This window comes from Tabrizicola sp. BL-A-41-H6, from assembly GCF_050632395.1.
GTDB lineage: Bacteria > Pseudomonadota > Alphaproteobacteria > Rhodobacterales > Rhodobacteraceae > JAUYQR01.
The window spans coordinates 2,596,531-2,622,177 of sequence record NZ_CP192600.1 but is presented as its reverse complement, the minus strand read 5'-3'; the positions used below and the strand labels follow the sequence as shown (position 1 = coordinate 2,622,177).

The window sequence follows — 25,647 nt, the reverse complement described above, 5'->3', positions numbered from 1 at the left end:
TCAAGGCGGGCAGTTTGCCCGCCTTTTCCTTTGCGCCAACCCGCCGCAGGCTTGGCTTGACCCTAGACCTTGCGGGCGGTTTCGGTCATATGGAACCAACGACGGAGGCTTGCGCATGTATTTTCTGAAACGTCTTCTGACCTGGTGGAACAGCCAGACGCTGGGCACCCAGATCTTCACCGCACGCAATGGCGTGAAGGTGGGCGAGGATGCGGCAGGAAACATCTTCTACGAAACCCGCGACCGCAAGCGCCGCTGGGTCATCTTCAACGGCGATATGGAAGCATCGCGCGTGACGCCCGATTGGCACGGCTGGCTGCACCACACCTTTGACCAGCCGCCAACCGTGGCTCCGCTCAAGCACAAGCCTTGGGAAAAGACCCACGAAGCCAACATGACCGGCACCGATACCGCCTATGTGCCCCCCGGCTCAATCCGCAAGGCCGACCCCGTCGCCCGGCGCGACTACGAGGCGTGGCAGCCCGAGTGATGGCGTATGAGCGCGCAGAGATTGCGGCCGGCGCGGCCGTGATGGTGGTGGCGGCAGGGTTCTTCCTCTACGCCGCCAACGGTGCAGGCTTCGCCCGCGAGGCCGGAACCTATCCGCTGACCGCCAGCTTCCGCTCGGTCGAAGGCATCACCATCGGGTCGGATGTGCGGCTTGCCGGCGTCAAGGTCGGCAGCATCACGGACCTGACGCTGAACCCGCAAACCTTCTTCGCCGACGCCAGAATCGAACTGCAGGACACCATCCAGCTTCCCACCGATTCCGCGATTCTGATTTCTTCCGAAGGGCTTCTGGGCGGCAACTTCGTCGAGATCATTCCCGGCGGCGCCTTGGAAAACCTCGAACCGGGGTCCGAGATCGAAGACACGCAAGGTGCGGTCAGCCTCATCACCCTCCTGATGAAATTCGTCGGCGGCGACAGCGCGGACGAAACGGCGACGCCATGAAGCGGTTGGCACTTCTGGCCGCCATCCTCGCCAGCCCCGCGATGGCGCAGAGCTATACCGAGGCCGAAGGCGGCACCCTGCGCTGGCTTGACAAGCTGACCAGCGAAACCGGTGACGTCGAACTCAGCCGCGGCCAATCGGCCAAGATCGGCCGCCTCGTGGTGCAACTTGACAGCTGCCGCTACCCCACCGACAACCCCGCCTCCGACGCCGAGGCGCATCTGACGATGGTGGATGGCGGGCTGCAAAAGACCGTGTTCTCCGGCTGGATGCTTGCCTCCAGCCCCGCGCTGTCGGCGCTCGATCATCCGCGCTACGATGTCTGGGTGCTGCGCTGCGTGCTGCCCGAAATCGCCGACCCCGCCACGACCCCGGCGGCCGAGGGCGAATAGCCCGGCGGATCAAAAGTCGCGCTCCGGGACAAGGCATCCTGCAACATCTGGTGATAGGCGCCGCGCGACACTTCCACCCCGCCCAGGCTGGCAAGATGCGGCGTCAGGAACTGGGTATCGAACAGCGTGAAGCCGCCCGCCCGCAGCCTGTCCACCAGCCAGGCCAGCGCCAGCTTTGACGCATCGGTGCGGCGCGAGAACATGCTTTCGCCAAAGAACGCCGAGCCAAGCTTTACCCCGTAGACCCCGCCCACCAGCGTGTCGCCCTCCCAGACCTCAAGGCTATGCGCAAACCCCGCCGCATGCAGCGCGCGGTACAGCGTCTGGATCTGGCGGCTGATCCACGTCTCCTCGCGGTCGGCGCAGGCTGTCACGACCGCGTCAAATGCCCGGTCCACCGTCACGGTCACGCCAGCGCGCCGGATATGCCGCGCCAGACTGCGCGAGATGTGAAAGCCGTCCAATGGCAGAATGCCCCGCTTGCGCGGATCGACCCAATGCACTTCGGTATCGTCGCGGCTTTCGGCCATCGGGAAAATCCCCAACGCATACCCGCGCAGCAGCGTTTCAGGCGTCAGATCAGGGTGCGGGCCGATCTGCATCAGCGCGGGGAAGGGGCGGGTGCCGCCCCTTCGCTCAGTTGCCGAACTGGTTGGCGAGCCATTTCTCAAGCCAATGGATGGTGTAATCGCCCGACTGGATATCAGGCTCCGCCAGAAGCGCATGAAACAGGGGCGTCGTCGTGTCGATGCCGTCCACCACCAATTCACCCAACGCCCGCCGCAGGCGCGCCAAAGCCTCGGGCCGGTCGCGGCCATGCACGATCAGCTTGCCGATCAGGCTGTCGTAATAGGGCGGGATCGAATAGCCCGAATACAGCGCGCTATCCATCCGCACGCCATAGCCACCCGGCGCGTGGAACATCCGCACCCGGCCGGGACAGGGCGAGAAGTTCGGCAGCTTCTCGGCGTTGATCCGCACCTCGATGGCGTGACCGTTGATCTCCAGATCATCCTGCCCGAAGGACATCTCCATCCCCGCCGCCACCCGGATCTGTTCGCGCACAAGGTCGACGCCAAAGATCGCCTCGGTCACCGGATGTTCCACCTGCAACCGCGTGTTCATCTCGATGAAGTAGAACTCGCCGTCCTCATACAGGAACTCGATTGTCCCTGCGCCGATATAGTTGATCTTGGCAACGGCATCGGCGCAAACCTTGCCGATCCGCGCCCGCATCGCCGGGGTAATCGCGGGGCCGGGGGCCTCTTCGAACACCTTCTGGTGGCGGCGCTGCAACGAACAGTCGCGTTCGCCCAGATGCACCGCCTTGCCCTTGCCGTCACCGAACACCTGAATCTCGATATGGCGCGGCTTTTGCAGGTATTTCTCGATATAGACCTCGTCGTTGCCAAAGGCGTTCTTCGCCTCGGACCGCGCGGTGCGGAAGGCCACTTCCAGCTCCTCGGCGTTCTTGGCGACCTTCATCCCGCGCCCGCCGCCGCCAGCGGTCGCCTTGATGATCACGGGAAACCCGATCCCCGCCGCCACACCAATTGCGCTCTCAAAGTCCGCCACGCCGCCTTCCGACCCCGGCACCACCGGAATCCCCAGCGCCTTTGCGGTCTCCTTGGCGGTGATCTTGTCGCCCATGATGCGGATGTGTTCCGCAGACGGGCCGATGAACGTCAGCCCGTGGTCTTCCAGCGCCTGTGCGAAGGCCGCGTTCTCGCTCAGGAACCCGTAGCCCGGATGCACCGCCTGCGCGCCCGTGATCTCGCAGGCCGAGATTATCGCCGCCTTCGACAGATAGCTTTCCGAACTTGGTGCAGGTCCGATGCAGACGCTTTCGTCCGCCATCCGCACATGCATCGCATCGGTGTCGGCGGTCGAATGCACCGCGACCGACTTGATCCCCATTTCCTGGCAGGCGCGGATCACGCGAAGGGCAATCTCGCCCCGATTGGCGATCAGGATTTTCTCGAACATGGCGCTACTCGATGATCATCAAGGGCGCGCCGTATTCGACGGGCGATCCATCCTCGACGACGATGCGCTTGACCGTGCCGGCACGCGGCGCGGGGATGTGGTTCATGGTTTTCATCGCCTCGATGATCAGCACGGTCTGACCTTCCGTCACCGCCTGGCCGATGGCGACAAACGGCGTCGCCCCCGGTTCGGCCGACAGATACACCGTGCCAACCATAGGCGAGGTGACCGCACCCGGATGTTGCGCCGGATCTTCCGGCGCTGCGGGGGCAGCAGCCGCCACCGCAGCGGGGGCAGGGGCGTAATGCTGCGCCGGGGCAGGGGCGGCAGTCGTCACCGAAACGATGTTCGATTGCTTGACCACGCGCACGTCAAGGCTGTCATCCTCGCCGTATTCGCGCTTTACCGATAGCTCGGTCAGATCGTTCTTGTTCAGAAGTTCTGCGAGCGCCGAGATGAAGGCGACGTCTGCGTCCGGGTTCTGTTTGCTCATGCCGTCCTCTGCCATTGACGTTTCTTGGCCGCGCGTTTCGCACAGCGTTGCGTCTGGCGCTTATACGCGAGGCCGTCATGGCTGAAAAGCGGCGATCTTGGTGCCGCCGTTTTGGGCAGTTTTCCCGCCAACCGGGCCGGCTTCACGAAAAACCCTTCCGCCAAAAATTTACCGTTTGATAAAAAAAAGAACCTGTGCAAGCCTTTCCCTCAGGGAAACAAGGGGAGGTCACGCGACCGATGACGAACAGCCCGCTGACGCCCGGCATCGTTCCGGGCCGCCTGCCAGCCACCGCCTATCAGGCAAACTTCGACGATCACACGCCGCCCTTCGATGCGCACGAGGCGCGGGTGGCGGCGGATCGTTGCTACTTCTGCCACGATGCGCCCTGCATCACGGCCTGCCCGACCTCGATCGACATTCCCCTCTTCATCCGCCAGATCGCCACCGGCACGCCCGAAGCGGCCGCAAAGACGATCTGGGATCAGAACATCCTCGGTGGCATGTGCGCCCGCGTCTGCCCCACCGAAACCCTGTGCGAAGAGGCTTGCGTCCGCGAAGCCGCCGAAGGCAAGCCGGTCGAAATCGGTCTCCTGCAACGCTACGCGACCGACGTCGTGATGCAAAAGGGCGTCCACCCCTTCAAGCGCGCCGTCCCCACCGGCCTGCGCGTTGCGGTCGTGGGCGCAGGGCCAGCGGGCCTTGCCTGCGCGCACCGTCTGGCAATGCACGGGCACGACGTCGTGGTGCTGGAACGCCGCGCCAAGGCAGGTGGCCTCAACGAATACGGCATCGCCTCCTACAAGGCGACGAACGGCTTCGCGCAGGCCGAGGTTGACTGGCTGCTAAAAATCGGCGGCATCGAAATCCGAACCGGGGTCGAACTTGGCCGCGATGTGACACTTGCCCAACTGACCGCAGACTATGACGCGGTGTTCCTTGGCATCGGCCTCGCTGGCGTCAACGCCTTGCGCGCGGCGGGCGAGGAACTGGCGGGCGTGCGCAACGCCGTCGACTTCATCGCCGAGTTGCGCCAGTCCGGCGACCTCTCCACCCTTCCGGTTGGCCGCGATGTTGTGGTGATCGGCGGCGGCATGACCGCCGTGGACGCCGCCGTCCAGTCCAAGCTTCTCGGCGCGGAAAACGTCACCATCGTCTACCGCCGAGGCGCCGAGAAGATGAGCGCGTCCAGCTACGAACAGGAGCACGCCGTCAAGGCCGGTGTCCGCATCATCCACAACGCGGCACCCCTCCGCGTTCTGGGTGATGGTCGCGCCGAAGCGGTGGAATTCGCCTACACCGAAGATGGCCCGAACGGCCTGACCCTGCGGCCAGAAACCTTTACCCTGAAGGCCGACCAGGTGTTCAAGGCCATCGGACAAACTTTGGACGGCGCGCCCGAGGGTCTTCCGGTGGCCGGTGGCAAGATCGCGGGTCCCGCTGCCCGCGTCTGGGTTGGCGGCGACTGCGCTGCGGGGGGGGAGGATCTGACCGTCACCGCCGTCGCCGAAGGCCGCGACGCCGCCGAGGCGATTCACCGACATCTGATGGGCCAGCGATGACTCCGGCTTGCGCATCCACCGCCCGGCGTCTATCGCTGGGCCAGTTTTCGGACCACGAGGCCAATGGACGCGCTCATCGAAACCACCCTGGCCTTCGTGCGGGAAAACGCCGCCTGGGCATTCTGGATCTCGCTGGTCTTCGCCATCGGCGAGAATCTTGCGTTGATCTCGATCGTCATCCCCTCGACAGCGATCCTTCTGGGCGTGGGCGCGCTGGTGGCGACGGGGCAGGTGGATTTCCTGCCGATCTGGGCCGGGGCGACGATCGGTGCGATCATTGGCTCGTTCATCTCCTACGCGATAGGCTGGGTGTACGGCGACACGCTTCTGTCGTTCCGTCCGGTCGCCAAACATGCGGACCTGATCGAAAAGGGCAACGCCGCCTTCCGCCGCTGGGGGGCGCTTGCCGTGCTGATCGGCCACTTCTTCGGCCCCTTGCGCGCGGTGGTGTTCCTGATGGCCGGCATCGCCCGGCTGAACCTGCCGGTCTTTATCGTGATCAACGTCGTCGGCTGCGCGCTCTGGGCCTATGTCACGCCGAAATTCGGCGAGGTTGCGGGCTACGTCTTCGGCTGGATCTGGCGCGCGCTCGGTTTCTGACCCTTTCCCCATCCACCCCACCGCTGGCCGCCCCGCGGGGCGCCGCCGTCTTTTCCTGAGGAGGACGCAATGGCAAGCCTTGCCTCGAACTTCATCGGCATCAAATCCCCCAATCCGTTCTGGCTGGCTTCCGCGCCGCCCACGGACAAGGAATACAACGTCCGCCGCGCCTTCGAGGCCGGGTGGGGCGGGGTGGTCTGGAAGACCCTCGGTTCCGAAGGCCCGCCCATCGTCAACGTAAACGGCCCGCGCTACGGCGCTATCTGGGGCGCCGATCGCCGCCTGCTGGGCCTGAACAACATCGAACTCATCACCGACCGCCCGCTCGAGGTGAACCTGCGCGAGATCAAGTCCGTCAAGCGCGACTACAAGGACCGGGCGATGATCATCAGTCTGATGGTCCCCTGCGACGAGGATTCGTGGAAGGCCATCCTGGCCCAGATCGAGGATACCGAGGCCGACGGGGTCGAATTGAACTTCGGCTGCCCGCACGGCATGGCCGAACGCGGCATGGGCTCGGCGGTGGGGCAGGTGCCGGAATACATCGAAATGGTCACCCGCTGGGTCAAGCAATACTCTCGCATGCCCTGCATCGTGAAGCTTACCCCCAACGTCACCTCGATCCTCCCGCCCGCAGAGGCCGCGCATCGGGGTGGGGCGGATGCGGTCAGCCTCATCAACACGGTGAAATCCATCACCAACGTCGATCTCGACCACTTCTCGCCGTTCCCGATGATCGACGGCAAAGGCTCGCACGGCGGTTACTGCGGCCCCGCCGTCAAGCCCATCGCGCTCAACATGGTGGCAGAAATCGCCCGCAACCGCGAAACCCGCGGCCTGCCGATCTCCGGCATCGGCGGCGTCACCACCTGGCGCGATGCCGCTGAATTCCTGGCACTTGGCGCGGGCAACGTGCAGGTCTGCACCGCAGCCATGACCTACGGCTTCAAGATCGTGCAGGAAATGATCTCCGGCCTGTCGCAATACCTCGATGAAAAGGATATGGCGCTGTCCGACCTCGTCGGCCGCGCCGTGCCGAACTTCGTCGAATGGCAGGAGTTGAACCTCAACTACGTCACCAAGGCCCGCATAAACCAGGATCTCTGCATTTCCTGCGGGCGCTGCTTCGCGGCCTGCGAGGATACCAGCCACCAGGCCATCGCGATGACCCCTGACCGCGTCTTCACCGTGAAGGACGACGAATGCGTCGCCTGCAACCTGTGCGTCAACGTATGCCCGGTCGATGACTGCATCACGATGGAGGAACTTCCGAAAGGTGCCATCGACCTGCGCACCGGCAAGCCTGTCAGTGACTACGCCAACTGGACGACGCACCCCAACAACCCCGGCGCCGTCGCAGCGGAGTGAGCGTTGCCCGACCCCACCGCCCTTGACCGGGCCGCCAACTTGATAACGACAGCGGCCCGCGACCGGTCCGGGCCGCTGATCGTCGCCATCGACGGGCGCAGCGGGGTCGGCAAATCCACCTTCGCCGCGGCACTGGCTGACCGGCTAACTGCGCGGGTGATCGAAGGCGACGATTTCTACGCCGGCGGCACCGGCATCCTTGGCATCAGCCCGGAAAGCCGCGCCGCACTCTGCATAGACTGGCAGGCACAGGCCCGGGTGCTTGCAACCCTGCGCGCGGGCCAAGCCGCCCGCTATCACGCCTTCGACTGGGATGAGTTCGACGGCAGCCTTCAGACCACCGCAACCACAGTGGACCCCGCGCCGATCATCCTTCTCGAAGGCGTCTACGCCGCACGGCCCGACCTCCGCGACCTCGTCGACCTTCGCCTTCTGCTGCTGGTGCCCGACGCCCTGCGCCTGTCACGCCTTGTCGCGCGCGAAGGCGAGATCGGCCCGTGGGAAACCCAGTGGCACGAGGCCGAGGAGTGGTATTTCACCCACGCCGCCCCGGCCGAGGCTTTCGATCTGGTGCTTGACCTCGACAGCCTGTCCTAGACCAGCGCGGCGCCCAGCATGGCCAGCGCATGCGCCGTCGCGGCCTTGCGCACTTTCGCCCGCCCGATCGCGCCAAACTCCACGGTCTCCACCCGCGTCGGCTCACCCCGCCGCGCAAGGCCGAAACACACCCGCCCCTCCGGCTTGAACTCCGATCCGCCCGGCCCGGCGATCCCGGTGACCGACACCACCAGTTCCACCCCCGACCGCGCCAGCGCGCCCTCGGCCATCTCCTGCGCGACCGGTTCCGACACCGCGCCATGCGCTTGCAAGGTTGCCTCGGACACGCCCAGCATCTGAACCTTGGACGCGTTGGAATAGGTGACGAACCCGCGTTCGAACACGTCCGACGACCCGGCAACGTCGGTCAGCGCGGCGGCGACCATCCCGCCAGTGCAGCTTTCGGCGGTGGCAATGCGGATGCCCCAGAACCGGGCCTGTCGCAGAACCTCCTCCGCCTTCATCGCAGGATCACCCCATGCGCCACACCCGCCGCCACCATCACGGCAAGCCCGGCGAACACCCCTGCGATCAGGTCATCCAGCATCACGCCCACCACGTCGCCGCGCCGGTCGGCCCAGCCAACCAGCCACGGCTTCCAGATATCGAACAGGCGAAAGAACACAAACGCCGCCACCCATCCCGGCCACGCCACATGCGCCCAGTCCTGCATCCCCAGGTTCCAGAATGCGAACGCGGGAAACAGCAGCGCGATCCATTGCCCCGCCACCTCGTCAATCACAATCTCGCCGGGGTCGGCTCCGGGGCGGTCCTTCAATTCCCGCGCGCAGGCCCAAAAGCCGATCGCCGTCACCGCCACCGTCGCACCCAGCAAGGTCCAGACGCCAAAGGTCCGGTCGATCATCAACCCCAGCAGGATCGCCACCGCCGATCCCCACGTGCCGGGGGCAGGGCGCATCAGCCCCACGCCGAAAAAGATGCTCCACGCCCGGCTCATGCCCGCACCAGCGCGGCCGTGGCTATCGCGGCGATGCCTTCTTCGCGCCCGGTAAATCCCAGCCGCTCCGACGTCGTCGCCTTCACCGAAACCAGCCCCACATCAACCCCCATGATCCGCGCCAATTCAGATTGCATTTCAATAGCATGTGGCCCGATCTTCGGACGTTCGCAGACCAGCGTCACGTCGCAATTGGCCAGCCGATACCCGCGCTTGGCCATCAGATCAGCCGCATGGCGCAGGAAGATGTGGCTCGCCGCCCCCTTCCACTGCGGGTCGCTTGGCGGGAAATGCCGCCCGATGTCGCCCTCGGCCAAGGCGCCGTAGATCGCATCGGTCAGCGCATGCATCCCTACATCGGCATCCGAATGTCCCAGCAGCCCGCGCGAATGTGGCACCTTCACCCCGCATAGCCAGACATGGTCGCCCTCGCAAAAGGCGTGCACGTCATAGCCGTTGCCCAACCGCACATCCATCATCCGGCCCTTCAGGATCGCCTCGCCACGCGCAAAGTCGCCGGGAAAGGTCAGTTTCAGGTTCTGTTCGTCGCCCTCGACGATGGCCACGTCAAGCCCCGTCGCCCGTGCCACCTCCACATCATCCGCCGCACCGCCCGGATGCGCCCGATGTGCTGCCAGAATAGCCTCGAACCGAAACGCCTGCGGTGTCTGCGCGCGGTAAAGGCCGTCGCGACTTTGCGTCCCCGCCACCAGCCCGGCCTCGCCCCGCCACAACGCATCGGTCACCGCAAGGGCAGGGGCCGCACCCGGATGCTCGTCCAGCGCCGCCACCAGCCGCCCGATCAACGCCGCGGAAGGAAAAGGTCGCGCCCCATCATGGATCAGCACGCGCGTCGCCCCGGTTCCCGCCAACGCCTCCAGCGCCGCCTTCACTGATGCGTCCCGCGTCGCGCCCCCCTCAACCAGCCGCACGCCAACTCCCAGCGCCTCCGCCCGCGTCCGATCCTCCGGATGGATCACAAGCACCACATCCATCCCCCGAAATGCCGCCAGCGTGTGCGCCAGCACTGGCCGCCCCGCCAGCAGCTGCCATTGCTTCGGTACCTCGCCCCCGGCGCGCGTGCCCCGGCCAGCGGCAACGATGATGACAGCAGTGCTCATGGGGTTCCCTTCGGCTTTGCCAATGTCTAGGCCAGTGCGCTTCGCCTGACAATCTGGCGCGGGATCAGGCGCAAGCGCCTATAATTTGTGCATCGCATGTTTTTCAGCCATAAACTGCGGTCCTGAGCTTGGCCCATCGGGGCCGCGTAGTTAGCTCATGGTTCTAGCGCACAAGGATTAGGCAGTTGCCCATCGCCCTCGGCCCCCTGCGGATCGACCCTCCCGTTCTTCTGGCCCCCTTGGCCGGGATCACCGACCTGCCGTTTCGCAGGATGGTCGCCCGTTTCGGTGCGGGGCTCGTGGTATCCGAGATGGTCGCCTCCGAAGAAATCGTCCGCGCCCGCCCCGAAGCCCGCGCCCGCGCCGAGCTTGGCCTTGGTGATCAGGCAACCTCGGTGCAGCTTGCCGGCCGCGAACCTTACTGGATGGCCGAAGCCGCTCGGCTCGTCGAAGGGCAGGGCGCGCGGATCATCGACATAAACATGGGCTGCCCCTCAAAGCGGGTGACCACCGGCCTCTGCGGCTCGGCGCTACTGCGCGACCTCGACCTCGCGCTGACGCTGATCGAAGCGGTGGTTAAGGCCGTCCGCGTCCCCGTCACGCTGAAAACCCGCCTCGGCTGGGACGACACGCTGCACAACGCCCCCGACCTCGCCAAACGCGCCGAAAGCGCCGGCGTGCAGATGATCACCATACATGGCCGCACCCGCTGCCAGTTCTACAAGGGCGCCGCCAACTGGCAGGCAATCCGCGCGGTGAAAGAGGCCGTCAGCATCCCCGTCATCGCCAACGGCGACATCATCGACACGCCAACCGCCCGCGAAGCCCTCCGTCTTTCCAACGCCGATGGCGTGATGATCGGGCGCGGCGCCCAAGGCGCGCCCTGGCGGCTGGCGGAAATCGCGCACGACCTCTTCGCCGCACCCGCACCGGCCATCCCCGACGGCTCCCAGCGCGCCGAAATGATCCTCGCCCATTACGACGATATGCTGTCGTTCTACGGCCTCGACCTAGGCCTCAAGATGGCCCGCAAACACCTCGGCTGGTATCTGGAGGAGGCGGGCCTCGACCACGCCCGCGAAGCCATCCTGACCGCCACCGATCCCGCCACCGTCACCCGCCTCCTGCGCGACGCCTTTGCCGACATGGAGCTTGCCGCATGACGCCATACCGCATGCCATACCCGGTGCCTGGCGTGATCTGGGCCTCGCTCCCGCTGCCAGCGCTCCTCCTCGACGCCACCGCCCATATCATCGAGGTCAACCCGGCTGCGGAAACCTTCCTGAACTCTTCCGAAAAGGCGCTTCGCGGCCAGCCCGCCTTCGACCGCCTGTCGATCGACGCTCCGATGGAGGAAGCGCTGGCCCGCGCCCGCGCCAACCAGTCGCCCCTCAACATCAACGATGTCGATGTCACCACCGGCGAACGCCCGCCCGTGCAATGCACGATCCACGTCGCGCCCATGCACGACAACCCCGATGTCATCATGCTGATCCTCAGCCCGCGCGAAATCGCCGACCGTCTCGGCCGCTCGATGGGCGTCAAATCCGCCGCGCGCTCGGCAATCGGGATGGCCGAGATGCTGGCGCATGAAATCAAGAACCCGCTGGCCGGAATTTCCGGGGCGGCACAGCTTCTGTCGATGGGCCTTTCGCCCGAAGATCAGGAACTGACCGACCTCATCGTCGTCGAAACCCGCCGCATCGTGAAACTTCTCGAACAGGTCGAACAGTTCGGCAACATCCGCCCCCCGGACCGCAAGCCCGTCAACATCCACGACGCGCTCGACCGCGCCCGCAAATCCGCCCTCGTCGGTTTCGCCGCCCACATGACGATCACCGAAGATTACGACCCCTCGCTGCCCCCGACCTTCGCCGACGGCGACCAGTTGATGCAGGTGTTCCTCAACCTCATCAAGAACGCGGCCGAGGCGTGCAAGACCGGCGGCACGATCCGCCTCCACACCTTCTATGACCTCTCGCTCCGCCTGCGCAGCAAGGATGGCAAACCCGCCGCCTTGCCCCTGCAAATCGAGATCATCGACGACGGCCCCGGCATCAAGCCCGAAATCGCCGCCGAGATTTTCGAGCCCTTCGTCTCGGGCCGCGAAAACGGCACCGGGCTTGGCCTCGCGCTCGTCTCCAAGATCATTTCCGACCACGAAGGCTGGATCTCGGTCGACAGCACCCCCGGCCGCACCGCCTTTCGCGTATCGTTGCCGATGGCACCAAAAGACAAGAAACCCCTGAAGGAGGCCCCGTAATGGATGGCACTGTTCTGGTTGCGGATGATGACCGCACGATCCGCACGGTGCTGACCCAGGCGCTGACGCGCGCGGGCTGCAAGGTGCACGCCACCTCCAGCCTGATGACGCTGATGCGCTGGGTCGAGGAAGGCAAGGGCGACCTCGTCATCTCCGATGTCATCATGCCCGATGGCAACGGGCTCGACGCGCTGCCCCGCATCTCGAAAATGCGTCCCGGCCTGCCGGTGATCGTGATTTCGGCGCAAAACACCATCATGACCGCGATCCAGGCGGCCGAGGCCGAGGCGTTCGATTACCTGCCGAAACCCTTCGACCTGCCCGATCTGATGAAACGCTCTGCCCGCGCGCTCGATCAGAAGCGCCGTGGCCCCAAGGTCGTGATCGCCCCGCGCGATCCCGGCGACGACCTGCCGTTGGTGGGGCGGACCACCGCGATGCAGGCGCTCTACCGCCTTGTCGCGCGCGTCATGAACACCGATCTTTCCGTCCTCATCACGGGTGAATCTGGCACCGGAAAATCGCTCATCGCCCGCGCGATCCACGATTTCTCCGACCGCCGCACCTTGCCCTTCGTGGTGGCCCAGGCCGCCGATCTGCAGGGTGTCGATGGCCCTTCTACCCTGCTCGCCAAGGCTCGCGGCGGCTCCATCGTGTTCGACGAGGTGGCCGATTACGACGATGACACCCAGGCTCGCGTCGTGCGGATGCTCGACATGCTGGGTGACAACGCGCCGCGCATCATGGCCACCAGTCAGGTCGATCTGGCGCAGCGCATGGAAACCGGCGGCTTCCGCTCCGACCTCTTCTACCGACTTGGCGGCGTTACCCTGCATGTGCCGTCCTTGCGCGAACGGGTCGATGATATCCCGCTGCTGGCTGAACATTTCCTGACCAAGGGCGAGCGTGACCTTGGCACCATGCGTCGCCTGTCGAACGAGGCCCGCGATCTTGTCCGCGTCTACAGTTGGCCGGGCAACGTTCGGCAGTTGGAAAACACAATCCGGCGCCTGCTCGTCACCTCCTCGGAAACCGAAATCACCAAGTCCGAAATCGAGCAGGTTCTTGGCAACCAGCCCAGCCCCGAACCGCGCAGCGGCGGCGGCGAAGGCGAAAAGCTCTCCGCCTCGGTCGCCCGCCACCTGAAGCGCTACTTCGATCTGCACGGCGGCCAGTTGCCCCCCGCCGGCGTCTACCAGCGCATCCTGCGCGAGGTGGAAACTCCGCTGATCGAGATCGCGCTTGATGCAACCGCCGGTAATCAGGCGAAATGCGCTGACCTTCTTGGCATCAACCGCAATACCCTGCGCAAGAAGATCACCGATCTCGACATCCGCGTCACCCGCCGCCGCAAGCTGATGTAGGCGGGTTGATGTAACTGCGCCACATCGCCCGTGTCTTTTGGGTTTCACATCGTCACCCGTCAAGATATAGTGGCAAGGGGGCGCATGGACCCCGGTCAATGGGGCGCAAGGCTTGCAACGCGCAGTTCGCAGCGACGTCTGGGCAAGGGTTTCTCGGCTGCGGCGGCAACGCCGTTTCCAGACGGCGGTAACGCTCGGCCTCGTGCTGCTCGGCCCGGTCCTTGCCGTGGCCACGTTCCTTGCGCTTGGCCCCTTCAACCAGGGCGCGACCTCGCCGTCGCTGCGCCTGATCCTCCTCTCGGATCTCGTCTATGTCCTTGTGATCGCGGCGCTGGTCCTCGCCCGCGTCGCGCGGATGATCGCCGACCGGCGCAGCCAATCCGCCGGGTCGCGCCTGCACCTGCGGCTTTCGGGCGTGTTCATGCTGATCGCGCTGACCCCGACCGTCCTTGTCGCGGTGTTCGCCGTCCTTTCGGTCAACATCGGGCTTGAGGGCTGGTTTTCCGAACGCGTCCGCTCCGTCGTCGGCTCCTCGCTCGCCGCAGCCCAGGCCTACGAAGCCGAGCAGCGCGATGACCTGACAGCCGATGCAAACGCTCTGGCGGCCTACATCAACCGCGCCAAGGAACGCACCTCGTTCCTGCGTGATGACCAGCTGCGCCCGCTTCTGACCCAAGGTCAGACCGCCATCCAGCGCGGCCTCAAGGAAGCCTACCTCGTCGACGGCGGGGGCGAATTGCAGACCCGCGGCGAACGGTCCTACCTCTTCGGCTTTGAAGCCGTCACCGCCGCCCAGCTTGACGAGGCGCGCAAGGGCCAGACCGTCCTGATCCCCGACTGGCCGAACAACGAGTTTCGCGCCCTCGTCCACCTCGACGCCTACGCCGACCGCTACCTCTATGTCAGCCGCGAGGTTGACGGCTCGATCCTCTCGCTTCTCGACGAAACCCAGCAGACCGTCCAGCTTTACAACCAGCTTGAAAGCGAACGGGGCCGCCTTTTGTTCAACTTCGGCCTGATCTACCTCGGCTTCGCGCTGATCCTCGTGCTCGCTGCGATCTGGCTTGGCCTGTGGTTCGCCGAACGCCTGTCACGCCCTGTCGGCCGCCTTGCCGGGGCCGCGCAGCGCGTCGGTGGCGGCGATCTAGACGTGCAGGTGATGGAAGAAGAGGGCGACGACGAAATCGCCATGCTCGGCCGCCTCTTCAACCAGATGACCCGCCAGCTGAAAGGTCAGCGCGAGGCGTTGATGGAAGGCCACCACCAGACCGAACTTCGCCGCCGCCTGTTCGATTCGGTGCTTTCCAACGTCACCGCTGGCGTCATCGGCCTCGATGGCGAGGGCAGGGTGGAATTCGTCAACCGCGCTGCCGACCGCCTCCTCGACCTCGCCGATGGCGAAACCGCCACGACGCTTCCCGCCGCAGTTCCCGAATTCGCGCCGCTTTTGGAACGCCTCCGCGACGGCACCGGCACCGCAGTTCAGGAAGAAATCCGCGTCACCCGCAAGGGCAAGCTGGAAAGCCTTCTCGTGCGCATGTCGGTCCGGCGCAACGACGCGGGCGGGCTTGAAGGCTTCGTCGTGGCCTTTGATGACGTCACCGACCTCGTCTCTGCCCAACGCATGGCCGCCTGGGGCGACGTCGCCCGCCGCATTGCGCACGAGATCAAGAACCCGCTCACCCCGATCCAGCTTTCCGCCGAACGCATCAAGCGCAAGTTCGCCTCTCAGGTTCGCGACCACGAAGACCTCGAACAATACACTGACGTCATAATCCGCCAGACCAACGACCTGCGACGTATCGTCGACGAGTTCTCCAAGTTCGCCCGGATGCCCGAACCCGACCGCCGCGACTGCGATCTGGCGGAACTTCTGCGCGGCGCGGTCCTGTTGCAGACCAATGGCCAGCCTTCGGTGCATTTCGTCTCCGACATTCCGAAAACTCCGGTCAGCATGGATCTTGATCCCACGATGATCGGGCAGGCGCTGACGAACCTCATCAAGAACGCCGGTGAAGCCATTGAAACGCTGCAGGAAAAGGGCGCATCCAACGGCCACTCCCCTGAAATCCGCATCCAGATGCAGGCCGACGACAGCGAGGCCGTGATCCGCATCATGGACAACGGCACCGGCCTTCCCTTGGACCGCGCGCGTCTTTTCGAACCCTACGTGACCACCCGCGACAAGGGAACCGGCCTCGGCCTGCCCATTGTCAAGAAGATCATCGAGGAACATGGCGGCACGCTGGCCCTTCTCGATGCCCCCCCATTCGGCGGCAACGCCCACCCCGGCGCGATGGCGGAAATCCGTCTGCCACGCCTCGTCCGGCGTCGCCCCAAGACACAAGGCCCAAGTGGGCAAGGAGGTTGAAGCATGAGTATTCTGATCGTTGACGACGAACAGGACATCCGCGAACTGGTTGGCGACATCCTGCGCGACGAAGGCTATGCCGTTCGCCTCGCTGGCAATTCCGACGACTGCATGGCGGAAATCAATCAGGAACCGCCCGCCCTGATGATCCTCGACATCTGGCTCAAGGACAGCCGGATGGACGGGATCGACATCCTGAAGACGGTAAAGCGCGACAATCCCGATATTCCGGTGGTGATTATCTCCGGTCATGGAAACATTGAAATCGCCGTCGCTGCGATAAAGCAGGGCGCCTACGACTTCATCGAAAAGCCCTTCAACATAGACCAGCTGATGGTGGTCGTGGCCCGCGCGATGGAAACCTCGCGCCTGCGCCGCGAAAATCAGGAACTGCGGCGCAAGGACGTCAGCTCGTCGGAAATGATCGGCTCGTCCACTGCCTTCAAGACGCTGAAGGTCAACCTCGACAAGGTCACCAAATCCAATGGCCGTGTCATGCTGACCGGCCAGCCAGGTTCGGGCAAGGAAATGGCCGCCCGCTACATCCATGCCAATTCCAACCGCGCCAGCGCCCCCTTCGTCACGGTTTCCTCAGCCACCATCGAACCCGAGCGGATGGAAGAGGTGCTTTTCGGCCGCGAAACCGCTGAACGCGGGGTCGAACCGGGTCTTCTGGAACAGGCGCACGGCGGCATCGTCTATTTTGACGAGGTGGCCGACATGCCGCTTGGCACCCAGTCAAAGATCCTCCGCGTCCTTACCGAACAGCAGTTCACCCGCGTCGGTGGTGCCGACAAGGTGCGTGTCGATCTGCGCGTCATCTCTTCCACCACCCGCGACTTGCGCGCCGAGATCGGCATGGGCCGCTTCCGGCAGGAACTTTATGATCGGCTTAACGTGGTGCCGATCCCGGTTCCGGCGTTGACTGAACGGCGCGAAGACATTCCCGAACTGACTCAGCACTTCGTCGACTGGTTCCACCGCACCCAAGGCCTGCCAGCCCGCAGCTTGACCCCCGATGCCGAGGCGATGCTGCAAACCATGCCGTGGCCGGGAAACATCCGCCAATTGCGCAACATCATCGAACGCGTATTGATCCTTGGCGAAGGCTCCGGTCCGATCGAGGCGCACGAATTGCCCGGCAACGAACCGAAAGCCGAGGCGGATAGCGCGATCTCGCTTGGCGGAACAGTGGCGACCTTGCCCCTGCGCGAGGCGCGCGAACTGTTCGAGCGGGAATACCTTCTCACCCAGATCAACCGCTTCGGCGGCAATATCAGCCGCACCGCGACCTTCGTCGGCATGGAACGCTCGGCCTTGCACCGCAAACTCAAATCGCTGGGCGTGGTCGGTGCGCCAAAGGCCAACGGCCGCCCGGTCTTCGACGAGTTCGAGGAGTAGCGGTCTGAACGGGGAAAGCCGACCCTGCGCCGGCCGGCCGGCCCCCTCCCGGTTGACCCGCCCCCTTCGATCTGACATTCAGGCCCGGCAGGCACGATCCAGGGTTCCTTGATGAAAGTCATCATCTGCGGCGCGGGGCAGGTGGGCTGGCAGATCGCCCGGCACCTTTCCGGCGAACGAAACGATGTCACCGTCGTCGACATGAACGCCGATCTCGTGCGCCGCGCCACCGAAACGCTTGACGTGCAAGGTGTGGTCGGTTTCGCCAGCCACCCCGACGTTCTCGAAAAGGCCGGCGCGCGCGATGCGGATATGATCATCGCTGCCACCCATTCAGACGAGGTCAACATGGTCACCTGTCAGGTGGCCCATTCGATCTTCAACATCACCCGCAAGATCGCCCGCATCCGCGCGCAGAACTACCTTGAAACCCTCTACAGCGACCTCACCAACAACGACCGCCTCGCCATCGACGTGGTGATCAGCCCCGAACGCGAGGTGGCCGAGGCCGCCCTTCAACGCCTCGCCGCGCCCGCCACCTTCGACACCGAGATCTTCATGGGCGGCCGCGCCCAGCTTCTGGGCATCCAGCTGACCGAAGATTGCCCGGTCCTGAACACCCCCCTGCGCCAGTTGAACGAGCTTTTCTCCACCCTGCGCGCCATCGTCGTCGGCATCCGCCGCGAGGGTCGCCTGTTCGCGCCCGAGGCGGGCGACCAGCTTTACACAGACGACCAGATCTACGTCTTTACCCATTCCGAGGACGTGAACCGCGCCTTGGAAATCTTTGGCAAGAAAACGAAAAAGCAGGAACGCGTGCTGATCATCGGCGGCGGCAACGTCGGCCTCGCGGTGGCGCGCGCGCTTGAAGCCCGTACCGACAGGGTGCGCGCCAAGATCATCGAAAAGCACCGCCCCACTGCCGAATACGCCGCCGACCGGCTGGAGCGCACCATCGTGCTGCACGGCGACGGGATGGATATCGACAAGCTGATGGAAGCCTCCGTCGACCGCGCCGATGCCGTCCTTGCGGTCACCGACGACGACAAGACCAACCTCCTCGTCGCCGTGCGCGCCAAGCAGGCCGGTTGCTCCATGTCGATCGCGCTGGTCAACGACCCCACGCTCGCCCCCCTGATGGCGCCCCTCGACATCGACGCCTACATCAACCCGCGCGCCACCACCGTCTCGTCTATCCTGCGCCACATCCGCCACGGACGGGTGCGCGGCGTCTATTCCATCGGCGACGCCGAGGCCGAGGTGATCGAGGCGCAGGTCCTGTCCACGTCCCCCATCGCCGGCGGCCTCGTGCGCGACATCCAGTTTCCCGAAGGCGTCCTTGTTGGCGCGGTGATGAAGGGCGACAAGGTCCTGAAACCCACCGGCGACCTCAGGATCGACCCCGGCGACGTGATCGCCCTCTTCGCCATGACCAAGGACGTCCCCGAAGTGGAGCGCCTGCTGCAGGTCTCCATCGACTTTTTCTGACGTATGTTCGCCCGGCTCTCCGAACTGCCGCTGCTGGTCCTCCTCCTCGGGGCGACCGGGCTTTTGGCCTTCCTGCCCGCCGCACATGCCGCGATCCTGAATGACAGCGCTTTGGCGCGGCACTTCTTTTACTCCGGCATAGCCCTCCTGATCATCACCGGGATGCTTGGCATCGCCACCGCCGCCTACACCCCCCGCGACGCCGCCCGCAGCCAGTTGGCCGCCCTTGCCGCGGCCTACCTCGTGCTGCCCGTCGCGATGGCGCTGCCGTTGGTGCAGGCATTGCCCGACACCAGCTTTCTGAACGCTTGGTTCGAGATGGTGTCGGCCTTCACCACCACCGGCGCCACGGTCTACGCCCCTGACAGACTGCCGCCGTCGATCCATCTCTGGCGCGCCACGATCGGCTGGTTCGGCGGGTTCCTGACGCTGGTGTCGGCCTACGCCATCCTCGCTCCCCTCAACCTTGGCGGGGCCGAGGTTATCTCGGGCCGGGTGCCGGGGCGTGGCACGGCGGGCGCCGCCCAGATCACCCGCATCGCCGAACCAGCCGAACGGCTGACCCGAAATGCGCTGCAAATCCTGCCGATCTACGCGGCGCTGACGTTCATGCTCTGGGTCGGGCTGCTGATCTGCGGCGATAGCGGCCTCACGGCGCTGGTCCATGCGATGGGCACCCTGTCGACCAGCGGCATCTCCGCCGGTCTTGGCACAGCCGCCGCCTCCTCTGGCATTGCGGGCGAAATCCTGATCTTCCTCTTCTTCATCTTCGCACTGACCCGCCGCGCTTTTCCGGTCAAAGGCCTTGCCAACAGCGACCGCCCGCTGACGGCCGACCCGGAATTGCGGATGGCCGCGCTGATCCTGCTGACAGTCGCAGTCGTCCTTCTTCTCCGTCACTGGGTTGGCGACGGGTCGCGCAGCTTTGACGATCCCTTCGCCTTCCTTGCTGCGGTCTGGGGCGCGGTCTTCACCTCGGCCTCGTTCCTTACCACCACCGGCTATGAAAGCGCCTACTGGGGCTCGACGACCGACTGGTCAGGGTTCGGCACACCCGGCCTTCTTCTGCTGGCGCTGGCGATAATCGGCGGCGGCGTCGCCACCACGGCAGGCGGGGTCAAGCTTCTGCGCGTCTACGCGCTTCTGCGCCAAGGTCAGCGCGAACTGGAAAAGATCATCCACCCATCGTCCATCGGCGGTGGCGGCACCGATGCGCGCCGTCTGCGCCGCGAAGGCGCCTACATGGCTTGGGTGTTCTTCATGTTGTTCGCCATGTCGATTGCCGTGGTGATCGGCACCCTGTCGTTGTTGGGCGTGGCCTTCGAGCCCGCCCTCGTTCTCAGCCTCGCAGCGCTCACCACCACCGGCGCACTGGCCGATGTGGCGACCCTCGATCCCATCCCCTATGGAGGGCTTTCCGCGCCGGTCAAGATCACCCTTGCTGTCGCTATGGTGGTGGGCCGATTGGAAATGCTGGCGCTGATTGCGCTCGTCTCGCCTGCGGGCTGGCGGCGCTAGGCCAGCGTGTCAGTGTAACGGCCTGATTTTTGCGCTGGAATCTCCTTTGCAGCCACTCCATACTTGAAACTGGCCGTCATGGATGCGTGTGCCCCACGCCACCAGGGAAAGCCGGGGGAAGGTTCCTCCCCCGGATCCGGACGGTCAACGAGGGCTGTGAACGTAGCGATAGAAAAACAAGGCAAAAAAGCAATGGCCGCCGATAAACAAAACCTGCAAGACGCCTTCCTCAACCATGTCCGGAAGGCAAAGGTTCCTGTCACGATATTCCTGATCAACGGTGTAAAGCTGCAGGGTGTGATTACCTGGTTCGACAATTTCTGCGTGCTCCTGCGCCGGGATGGCCAGTCCCAGCTTGTCTACAAGCACGCGATTTCGACGATCATGCCGGGGGCACCGATCAGCCTCTATGAAGGGGAAGACTGATCTCCGACCACCCCGAGGATGATGACGAACTGTTGCCCGAACGGGCAGGGGCGCGGCTGCGCGATACCGCCGCTGCGCCAACGCGTGCCTATGTCCTGCATCCCGCGCTGAAATCCTCCACCGCCCGCCGCCTGCCCGAACACGGGCTGGCCGAGGCGGTGGCACTGGCAGCCGCGTTGCCTGAACTGGAGGTTGTCGGTTCCGAAGTGGTGCGTCTGGCCCGCGTCCAGCCCGCTACCCTGATCGGCTCCGGCAAGGTCGAAGAGTTGAAGGCCCGCTTCAAGGCCGACCACATCGAACTCGTGCTCGTCGATGGCACCGTCTCGCCCGTGCAGCAGCGCAATCTGGAAAAGGAATGGGGGGTCAAGCTTCTTGACCGCACCTCCCTGATCCTCGAAATCTTTGCCGACCGCGCCCGCACCCGTGAAGGCGTGTTGCAGGTCGAACTTGCCGCGCTCAGCTACCAGCGCACCCGTCTGGTCCGTGCATGGACCCACCTTGAACGCCAGCGCGGTGGCTTCGGCTTTGTTGGCGGCCCCGGCGAAACGCAGCTTGAATCTGACCGCCGGGCCATCGACGATCAGGTGATCCGCCTGAAGCGCCAGCTCGACAAGGTGGTCAAGACCCGCGAACTGCACCGCGCCTCGCGCCGCAAGGTGCCGTTTCCGCTGGTGGCGCTCGTGGGCTACACCAACGCCGGAAAATCCACGCTGTTCAACCGCATGACCGGGGCTGACGTGCTGGCCAAGGACATGCTTTTCGCCACGCTCGACCCCACGATGCGCGGCATCGTGCTGCCGTCGATCAATGGCGGGGCGGGACGCAAGATCATCGCCTCCGACACCGTGGGCTTCATCTCCGACCTGCCAACCCAGCTTGTCGCCGCCTTCCGTGCCACGCTGGAAGAGGTACTGGAGGCTGACCTCATCCTCCACGTCCGTGACATCAGCCACCCCGAAACCGCCGAACAGGCGCAGGACGTGGCCGAAATCCTCACTTCGCTTGGTGTCAAGGAAAGCACTCCGGTGATCGAGGTCTGGAACAAGCTTGACCTCGTCTCCCCCAGCGCCCGCGCCGCGCTGGAAGCGCAATCCCGCCCCGGCATCTACGCCGTCTCGGCCCTGACCGGCGAAGGCGTCGAAGCGCTGCTCGCCGCCGTGTCGCAAGCCTTCGACGAGGCCAAGATCGACGAAACCTTGCGCCTCGCGTTTTCGGAAGGCCGCAAGCGCGCCTGGCTTCACGCCGAAGGCGTGGTGCAATCGGAAACCGAGGTCGAGGACGGCTGGCAGATCACCGTCTCCTGGACCAAACGCCAGCAAGGCAGCTACGCCCAGCTACGGGTCTGACGCCCAGACTACTTCTCGGGCGTCAGCACCATCACCCCTGCGGCCGCCGCGCGCGCCAGATCGGGGTCCAGCGACATCGGGATATATTCCCCCCGCCGCCACAACTCGCCCAGATCATCGTAATGCCGGCTCAAGGGATGCCCCGATTGCCCGGTCGCGCTGACGAACACCGAACTGTCTGGGTCGGCGAAATCATACACCCCCCGATACCCCGCGCCATGCACGTTGAGGTAGGGGTTTGGCCCGGTCCCCTTCGTCAGCCCCCGCATCAGCGTATCATCCCCGCCGCTGGTCGACTGACGGATGTTCACGAAGTACCGCAGGAACGGCACCTGACCCAGCACCGGATGGTCATGCGTCGCCTGATGTGCGTCGCCCCAGCGCCAGCTCTCAACGTTCGGCCCATAGGTCTCCGACAGCCTGAGCAGCGCCTCGTCCAAGGCGATCCGCGCCAGATCGGCGCAGCTTTCCACCGCCGCCGATTGCACCACGTCGCACCACACCGACGCGCCGTCCACATCGCGGTAGACCCGCTCCATGAAGATGGGCGAGGGGTGGGTGAAACTGTCTGCCATCGCGCCCAGCTCATCCCGGATCAGCCGGTCCATCAGCGCGCGCAGCCACGCCTCGGCGATCAACGGCTCCGGCAAATGCTCGCTCATCTCGCCGTTCCATTCGGCCAGCAGGATCAGCGCCTTCTGCCGCATCCGCTCGGGCGTGCCCTCCGGGGCCGCCTCGCCGGTGAACCACAACTCCGCCCCGATCAGTGGCAACAAGAGACGCGCCGTCGGGTTCACCGTATCCAGTTGCGCCTCGATGAAGCTTTCGCGCGTATGCACCTCGCGCGCCTTCATCAGCGTCAGCCAACGCTGGATGCGCTGTGTATCGCCCCAGTCAAAGCTCACATGGTTCGGAAAGGGCCGGTCCACCGTCTTGTTGTTGGTATTGCCCAAAAGCCCCGAGGTCGGGTTTACAAAGCGTGGGTTGTCCTCATACGGCAGCACCCCCTTGAACCCGTTCACCGCCTCGGCCCCCAAGGACGGCATCCGCCCTTGCGACTTGTGCCCCGGATCGCGCGCCGGAATTGCCCCGATCACCTGCATCGCGATCCCACTCGTATCGGCCAGCATCAGGTTCTGCGCCGGGGCCACATGCAACCGCCCTGCCTCGATCGCCTCGGGGATCGACTTCGCCCGCATCAGCCGCATCGACGCCGTGACCGATGTGTCCGCCCCCGACAGCGCCGTCCATGCCAGCGCCGCGACATGCCCCGCCGGCGTCACCGACCCCAGATCGTAATGCGTGCCGGGCAGGATCGGCCCGTTCTTCGACCAGCGCAGCGTCAGCGTCAAAGGCTCGCCGTCCTTGACCTTGATGATCGACTGGCGCTTTTCAAAACTCGCCCAACCGTCCGGCGTGCGATACTCTTCCGGATTGTCCGGGTTCAATTCCTCGATCAGCACGTCCTGATCGTCGACATAAGCCGTGGTCAGCCCCCACCCCAGCGCGTCCGACCGGCCCACCAGCACCACCGGCACGCCCGGGATGGTGCCGCCGATCACGCCGCCCGATTCCAGTTCCAGCCGCGCCAGATACCAGATCGACGGCGCGGTGAACCCAAGATGCGGGTCGTTGGCCAGAAGGCTGCCGCCCGCCGCCGACCGTCCCGGCGTTGCCGCCCACGAATTGGAGGCACCCGAAAAGCCGAGTTCCGGCACCGGCGACAGCGCCCCTTCGGCAAACTCTACCGGCTCGAACGACGGTTTCACATTCGGCACAAGGCTTGCGTAATCGGGCAGGGCGGCCACCCCTTGCCCCGGATCGTCGGGCAGCAGGTCTGCCAGCCGCTCGGGGGGCAACAGCAGCGACATCCGCGCCCGCAGCACTTCGGATTCCATCTGCCCCGTCAATTGCAGCGCCATAAGCTTGATAATGGCAATCGAATCCGCCGGCGCCCAGGCCGCGATCTCGTTGGAAAAGAAGAAGAACTCCGGCGCGCCACGTCCCCGCGCGCCCTTGTTGATCTCACTGATCCAGGCGTTTACCCCTGCGGAATAGGCAATCAGCGCGCGCTTGGTCTGAGCGTCCTGCGCCGCAACCGACGCCAGCGCCAGCCCGTAAAGATCGAACCGGCGCAACAACTCGTCGGTCTTGACTGTGGCCTGCCCGAACACCTCAGACAGCCGCCCCTGTGCCGTGCGCCGCAGCATCGTCATCTGCCACAGCCGGTCCTGTGCATGGGCGAACCCCAGCGCATAGAACACGTCCTCGTCGGTCTTGCCAAAGATGTGCGGCACGTTGTCGTTGTTGCGCACGATCTCGACCGGGGCGCTGATCCCCGGCACGGTGAAATCCTCGGCATAATCGACAAGCGACCGCGACAGGATCCAATAGGCCAGCGTCAGGCCGATCACGGCCAGAACGATCAAGCCCGAGACTATACGGATCAGCCAGCGAAAGGCGGTCAACATCTGGGGCCTGTTCTTGACGGCGGCGTTCGGTTCGGTTCCTAGTCCACCTTGCAATGAAGGGCAATCATCGGGGTCATCACATGGCAAAACTGGCGTTTCTTGGTCTTGGGGTCATGGGCTTTCCGATGGCGGGGCATCTGATGGCCAAGGGGCATCAGGTGACGGTCTACAACCGCAGCCCGGCCAAGGCGGCCGCATGGGTGGCAAAGCACGGCGGGACCAGCGCCGCGACCCCTGCAGAAGCCGCCCAAGGCGCTGATTTTGTTATGGCTTGCGTCGGCAACGATGACGACCTGCGCGCTGTCTGCCTTGGCCCCGATGGCGCGTTTTCCGGCATGGCAAAGGGTGCCGTCTTCGTCGATCACACCACCGTCTCGGCGCTGGTGACACGCGAACTGCACGCCATCGCCGCAGGTCACGGCCTCGGCTTCGTCGATGCGCCGGTGTCGGGCGGGCAGGCGGGGGCGGAAAACGGCGCGCTCTCGATCATGTGTGGCGGGACCGAGGCTGACTATGCTGCCGCCGAACCGGTGATGGCCGCCTATGCCCGCATCTGCCGCCGTCTGGGCGACAGCGGGGCAGGGCAGTTGGCCAAGATGATGAACCAGATCTGCATCGCCGGCCTTATGCAGGGTCTGGCCGAGGCGCTGGCCTTTGGCCAGAAGGCCGGTCTCGACGGCGAAAAGGTGGTCGAGGTGATCGCCCAAGGTGCCGCGGGATCGTGGCAGATGGTCAACCGCCACAAGACCATGCTGGCCGACACCTTCGATTTCGGCTTCGCGGTCGATTGGATGCGCAAGGATCTCGGCATCTGCCTCGATACCGCCGACCAGATCGGCGCACGGCTGCCGGTGACGGCGCTGGTCGATCAGTTCTACAAGGATGTGCAGTTGATGGGCGGCGGCAGGAACGACACCTCCAGCCTGATCCGCCGCCTGAAGTGAAAGATTAAGGCCCGGTAAACACCG

24 protein-coding genes are annotated in these 25,647 nt (G+C 64.9%); 17 read left to right on the top strand and 7 right to left on the bottom strand.

The window, feature by feature from the left end:
• Positions 1-115: 115 nt before the first annotated feature.
• Genes ACROUL_RS12810 through ACROUL_RS12800 form a run of 3 tightly spaced genes read left to right on the top strand, consistent with a single transcriptional unit; the run spans position 116 to position 1,346 of the window.
• Positions 116-490 (top strand): NADH:ubiquinone oxidoreductase subunit NDUFA12, encoded by a 375-nt coding sequence (locus ACROUL_RS12810; protein WP_431299855.1) that lies wholly within the window; start codon positions 116-118, stop codon positions 488-490.
• Positions 490-954 carry an outer membrane lipid asymmetry maintenance protein MlaD gene (gene mlaD, locus ACROUL_RS12805; RefSeq protein WP_431299854.1) on the top strand — a complete coding sequence of 155 codons (465 nt, stop codon included), beginning with the start codon at positions 490-492 and terminating at the stop codon, positions 952-954. Before ACROUL_RS12810 ends, mlaD begins: the two co-directional genes overlap by 1 nt.
• On the top strand, positions 951-1,346 hold the full coding sequence (locus ACROUL_RS12800) for a DUF2155 domain-containing protein (protein ID WP_431299853.1): 396 nt from the start codon (positions 951-953) through the stop codon (positions 1,344-1,346). Before mlaD ends, ACROUL_RS12800 begins: the two co-directional genes overlap by 4 nt.
• Here ACROUL_RS12800 and aat read toward each other — a convergent pair.
• The 3 genes from aat to accB are packed head-to-tail and all read right to left on the bottom strand — an operon-like array spanning position 1,268 to position 3,825.
• Positions 1,268-1,948, bottom strand: coding sequence for a leucyl/phenylalanyl-tRNA--protein transferase (aat, locus tag ACROUL_RS12795; protein ID WP_431299852.1), 681 nt, complete (start codon positions 1,946-1,948; stop codon positions 1,268-1,270). The genes ACROUL_RS12800 and aat overlap by 79 nt on opposite strands.
• Positions 1,949-1,982: 34 nt before the next feature.
• Positions 1,983-3,332, bottom strand: coding sequence for an acetyl-CoA carboxylase biotin carboxylase subunit (gene accC / locus ACROUL_RS12790; RefSeq protein WP_431299851.1), 1,350 nt, complete (start codon positions 3,330-3,332; stop codon positions 1,983-1,985).
• A gap of 4 nt (positions 3,333-3,336) precedes the next feature.
• A complete protein-coding gene (gene accB / locus ACROUL_RS12785; RefSeq protein ID WP_431299850.1) occupies positions 3,337-3,825 on the bottom strand; it encodes an acetyl-CoA carboxylase biotin carboxyl carrier protein in 489 nt (162 codons plus the stop codon).
• Between the two features lie 239 nt (positions 3,826-4,064).
• On the opposite strand from accB, the gene ACROUL_RS12780 reads away from it, so the two are divergent.
• The 4 genes from ACROUL_RS12780 (at position 4,065) to ACROUL_RS12765 (ending at position 7,952) form a co-directional block, all read left to right on the top strand.
• Complete coding sequence (locus ACROUL_RS12780) at positions 4,065-5,387, top strand: NAD(P)-dependent oxidoreductase (protein WP_431299849.1); 1,323 nt, start codon at positions 4,065-4,067, stop codon at positions 5,385-5,387.
• A gap of 63 nt (positions 5,388-5,450) precedes the next feature.
• The gene (locus ACROUL_RS12775; RefSeq protein ID WP_431299848.1) at positions 5,451-5,987 is read left to right on the top strand and encodes a DedA family protein; all 537 of its coding nucleotides are present in this window, start codon (positions 5,451-5,453) and stop codon (positions 5,985-5,987) included.
• Between the two features lie 69 nt (positions 5,988-6,056).
• Complete coding sequence (gene preA / locus ACROUL_RS12770) at positions 6,057-7,355, top strand: NAD-dependent dihydropyrimidine dehydrogenase subunit PreA (RefSeq protein ID WP_431299847.1); 1,299 nt, start codon at positions 6,057-6,059, stop codon at positions 7,353-7,355.
• 3 nt (positions 7,356-7,358) lie between these two features.
• On the top strand, positions 7,359-7,952 hold the full coding sequence (locus ACROUL_RS12765; RefSeq protein ID WP_431299846.1) for a uridine kinase family protein: 594 nt from the start codon (positions 7,359-7,361) through the stop codon (positions 7,950-7,952).
• Here ACROUL_RS12765 and ACROUL_RS12760 read toward each other — a convergent pair.
• Genes ACROUL_RS12760 through ACROUL_RS12750 form a run of 3 tightly spaced genes read right to left on the bottom strand, consistent with a single transcriptional unit; the run spans position 7,949 to position 10,031 of the window.
• Complete coding sequence (locus tag ACROUL_RS12760; RefSeq protein ID WP_431299845.1) at positions 7,949-8,416, bottom strand: CinA family protein; 468 nt, start codon at positions 8,414-8,416, stop codon at positions 7,949-7,951. The genes ACROUL_RS12765 and ACROUL_RS12760 overlap by 4 nt on opposite strands.
• Positions 8,413-8,910, bottom strand: a complete 498-nt coding sequence (locus tag ACROUL_RS12755) for a phosphatidylglycerophosphatase A family protein (RefSeq protein WP_431299844.1) — start codon at positions 8,908-8,910, stop codon at positions 8,413-8,415. Before ACROUL_RS12755 ends, ACROUL_RS12760 begins: the two co-directional genes overlap by 4 nt.
• Complete coding sequence (locus ACROUL_RS12750) at positions 8,907-10,031, bottom strand: bifunctional 2-C-methyl-D-erythritol 4-phosphate cytidylyltransferase/2-C-methyl-D-erythritol 2,4-cyclodiphosphate synthase (protein ID WP_431299843.1); 1,125 nt, start codon at positions 10,029-10,031, stop codon at positions 8,907-8,909. The genes ACROUL_RS12755 and ACROUL_RS12750 overlap by 4 nt, the downstream gene beginning before the upstream one ends.
• A 185-nt stretch (positions 10,032-10,216) precedes the next feature.
• Between ACROUL_RS12750 and dusB the strand changes: the two genes are divergently transcribed.
• From dusB to hflX, 9 genes are all read left to right on the top strand, one after another.
• Positions 10,217-11,194: a tRNA dihydrouridine synthase DusB gene (gene dusB / locus ACROUL_RS12745; RefSeq protein WP_431299842.1), complete on the top strand. Its 978-nt coding sequence runs from the start codon at positions 10,217-10,219 to the stop codon at positions 11,192-11,194.
• Positions 11,191-12,294, top strand: a complete 1,104-nt coding sequence (locus ACROUL_RS12740) for a two-component system sensor histidine kinase NtrB (protein ID WP_431299841.1) — start codon at positions 11,191-11,193, stop codon at positions 12,292-12,294. Before dusB ends, ACROUL_RS12740 begins: the two co-directional genes overlap by 4 nt.
• Positions 12,294-13,658, top strand: a complete 1,365-nt coding sequence (locus ACROUL_RS12735; protein ID WP_431299840.1) for a response regulator — start codon at positions 12,294-12,296, stop codon at positions 13,656-13,658. The genes ACROUL_RS12740 and ACROUL_RS12735 overlap by 1 nt, the downstream gene beginning before the upstream one ends.
• Before the next feature lie 112 nt (positions 13,659-13,770).
• Complete coding sequence (locus tag ACROUL_RS12730) at positions 13,771-16,029, top strand: ATP-binding protein (protein WP_431299839.1); 2,259 nt, start codon at positions 13,771-13,773, stop codon at positions 16,027-16,029.
• A gap of 3 nt (positions 16,030-16,032) precedes the next feature.
• Complete coding sequence (locus ACROUL_RS12725) at positions 16,033-17,430, top strand: sigma-54-dependent transcriptional regulator (RefSeq protein ID WP_431299838.1); 1,398 nt, start codon at positions 16,033-16,035, stop codon at positions 17,428-17,430.
• 111 nt (positions 17,431-17,541) lie between these two features.
• Positions 17,542-18,918, top strand: coding sequence for a Trk system potassium transporter TrkA (gene trkA / locus ACROUL_RS12720; RefSeq protein ID WP_431299837.1), 1,377 nt, complete (start codon positions 17,542-17,544; stop codon positions 18,916-18,918).
• A 3-nt stretch (positions 18,919-18,921) separates the two neighbouring features.
• A complete protein-coding gene (locus tag ACROUL_RS12715) occupies positions 18,922-20,436 on the top strand; it encodes a TrkH family potassium uptake protein (RefSeq protein WP_431299836.1) in 1,515 nt (504 codons plus the stop codon).
• Between the two features lie 192 nt (positions 20,437-20,628).
• Complete coding sequence (gene hfq / locus ACROUL_RS12710; protein ID WP_008028786.1) at positions 20,629-20,862, top strand: RNA chaperone Hfq; 234 nt, start codon at positions 20,629-20,631, stop codon at positions 20,860-20,862.
• 32 nt (positions 20,863-20,894) lie between these two features.
• A complete protein-coding gene (hflX, locus tag ACROUL_RS12705; protein WP_431299835.1) occupies positions 20,895-22,208 on the top strand; it encodes a GTPase HflX in 1,314 nt (437 codons plus the stop codon).
• 8 nt (positions 22,209-22,216) lie between these two features.
• On the opposite strand, the gene ACROUL_RS12700 is transcribed toward hflX, so the two are convergent.
• Positions 22,217-24,679: a penicillin acylase family protein gene (locus ACROUL_RS12700; protein ID WP_431299834.1), complete on the bottom strand. Its 2,463-nt coding sequence runs from the start codon at positions 24,677-24,679 to the stop codon at positions 22,217-22,219.
• An 80-nt stretch (positions 24,680-24,759) separates the two neighbouring features.
• Between ACROUL_RS12700 and ACROUL_RS12695 the strand changes: the two genes are divergently transcribed.
• Positions 24,760-25,623: an NAD(P)-dependent oxidoreductase gene (locus tag ACROUL_RS12695; protein WP_431299833.1), complete on the top strand. Its 864-nt coding sequence runs from the start codon at positions 24,760-24,762 to the stop codon at positions 25,621-25,623.
• Positions 25,624-25,647 lie beyond the last annotated feature (24 nt).

Coding starts and splice junctions, on each gene's coding strand:
- ACROUL_RS12810 (WP_431299855.1), top strand. CDS start 116: ATGTATTTTCTGAAACGTCTTCTGACCTGGTGGAACAGCCAGACGCTG.
- mlaD (WP_431299854.1), top strand. CDS start 490: ATGGCGTATGAGCGCGCAGAGATTGCGGCCGGCGCGGCCGTGATGGTG.
- ACROUL_RS12800 (WP_431299853.1), top strand. CDS start 951: ATGAAGCGGTTGGCACTTCTGGCCGCCATCCTCGCCAGCCCCGCGATG.
- aat (WP_431299852.1), bottom strand. CDS start 1,948: ATGCAGATCGGCCCGCACCCTGATCTGACGCCTGAAACGCTGCTGCGC.
- accC (WP_431299851.1), bottom strand. CDS start 3,332: ATGTTCGAGAAAATCCTGATCGCCAATCGGGGCGAGATTGCCCTTCGC.
- accB (WP_431299850.1), bottom strand. CDS start 3,825: ATGAGCAAACAGAACCCGGACGCAGACGTCGCCTTCATCTCGGCGCTC.
- ACROUL_RS12780 (WP_431299849.1), top strand. CDS start 4,065: ATGACGAACAGCCCGCTGACGCCCGGCATCGTTCCGGGCCGCCTGCCA.
- ACROUL_RS12775 (WP_431299848.1), top strand. CDS start 5,451: ATGGACGCGCTCATCGAAACCACCCTGGCCTTCGTGCGGGAAAACGCC.
- preA (WP_431299847.1), top strand. CDS start 6,057: ATGGCAAGCCTTGCCTCGAACTTCATCGGCATCAAATCCCCCAATCCG.
- ACROUL_RS12760 (WP_431299845.1), bottom strand. CDS start 8,416: ATGAAGGCGGAGGAGGTTCTGCGACAGGCCCGGTTCTGGGGCATCCGC.
- ACROUL_RS12755 (WP_431299844.1), bottom strand. CDS start 8,910: ATGAGCCGGGCGTGGAGCATCTTTTTCGGCGTGGGGCTGATGCGCCCT.
- ACROUL_RS12750 (WP_431299843.1), bottom strand. CDS start 10,031: ATGAGCACTGCTGTCATCATCGTTGCCGCTGGCCGGGGCACGCGCGCC.
- ACROUL_RS12740 (WP_431299841.1), top strand. CDS start 11,191: ATGACGCCATACCGCATGCCATACCCGGTGCCTGGCGTGATCTGGGCC.
- ACROUL_RS12735 (WP_431299840.1), top strand. CDS start 12,294: ATGGATGGCACTGTTCTGGTTGCGGATGATGACCGCACGATCCGCACG.
- ACROUL_RS12725 (WP_431299838.1), top strand. CDS start 16,033: ATGAGTATTCTGATCGTTGACGACGAACAGGACATCCGCGAACTGGTT.
- trkA (WP_431299837.1), top strand. CDS start 17,542: ATGAAAGTCATCATCTGCGGCGCGGGGCAGGTGGGCTGGCAGATCGCC.
- ACROUL_RS12715 (WP_431299836.1), top strand. CDS start 18,922: ATGTTCGCCCGGCTCTCCGAACTGCCGCTGCTGGTCCTCCTCCTCGGG.
- hfq (WP_008028786.1), top strand. CDS start 20,629: ATGGCCGCCGATAAACAAAACCTGCAAGACGCCTTCCTCAACCATGTC.
- ACROUL_RS12700 (WP_431299834.1), bottom strand. CDS start 24,679: ATGTTGACCGCCTTTCGCTGGCTGATCCGTATAGTCTCGGGCTTGATC.
- ACROUL_RS12695 (WP_431299833.1), top strand. CDS start 24,760: ATGGCAAAACTGGCGTTTCTTGGTCTTGGGGTCATGGGCTTTCCGATG.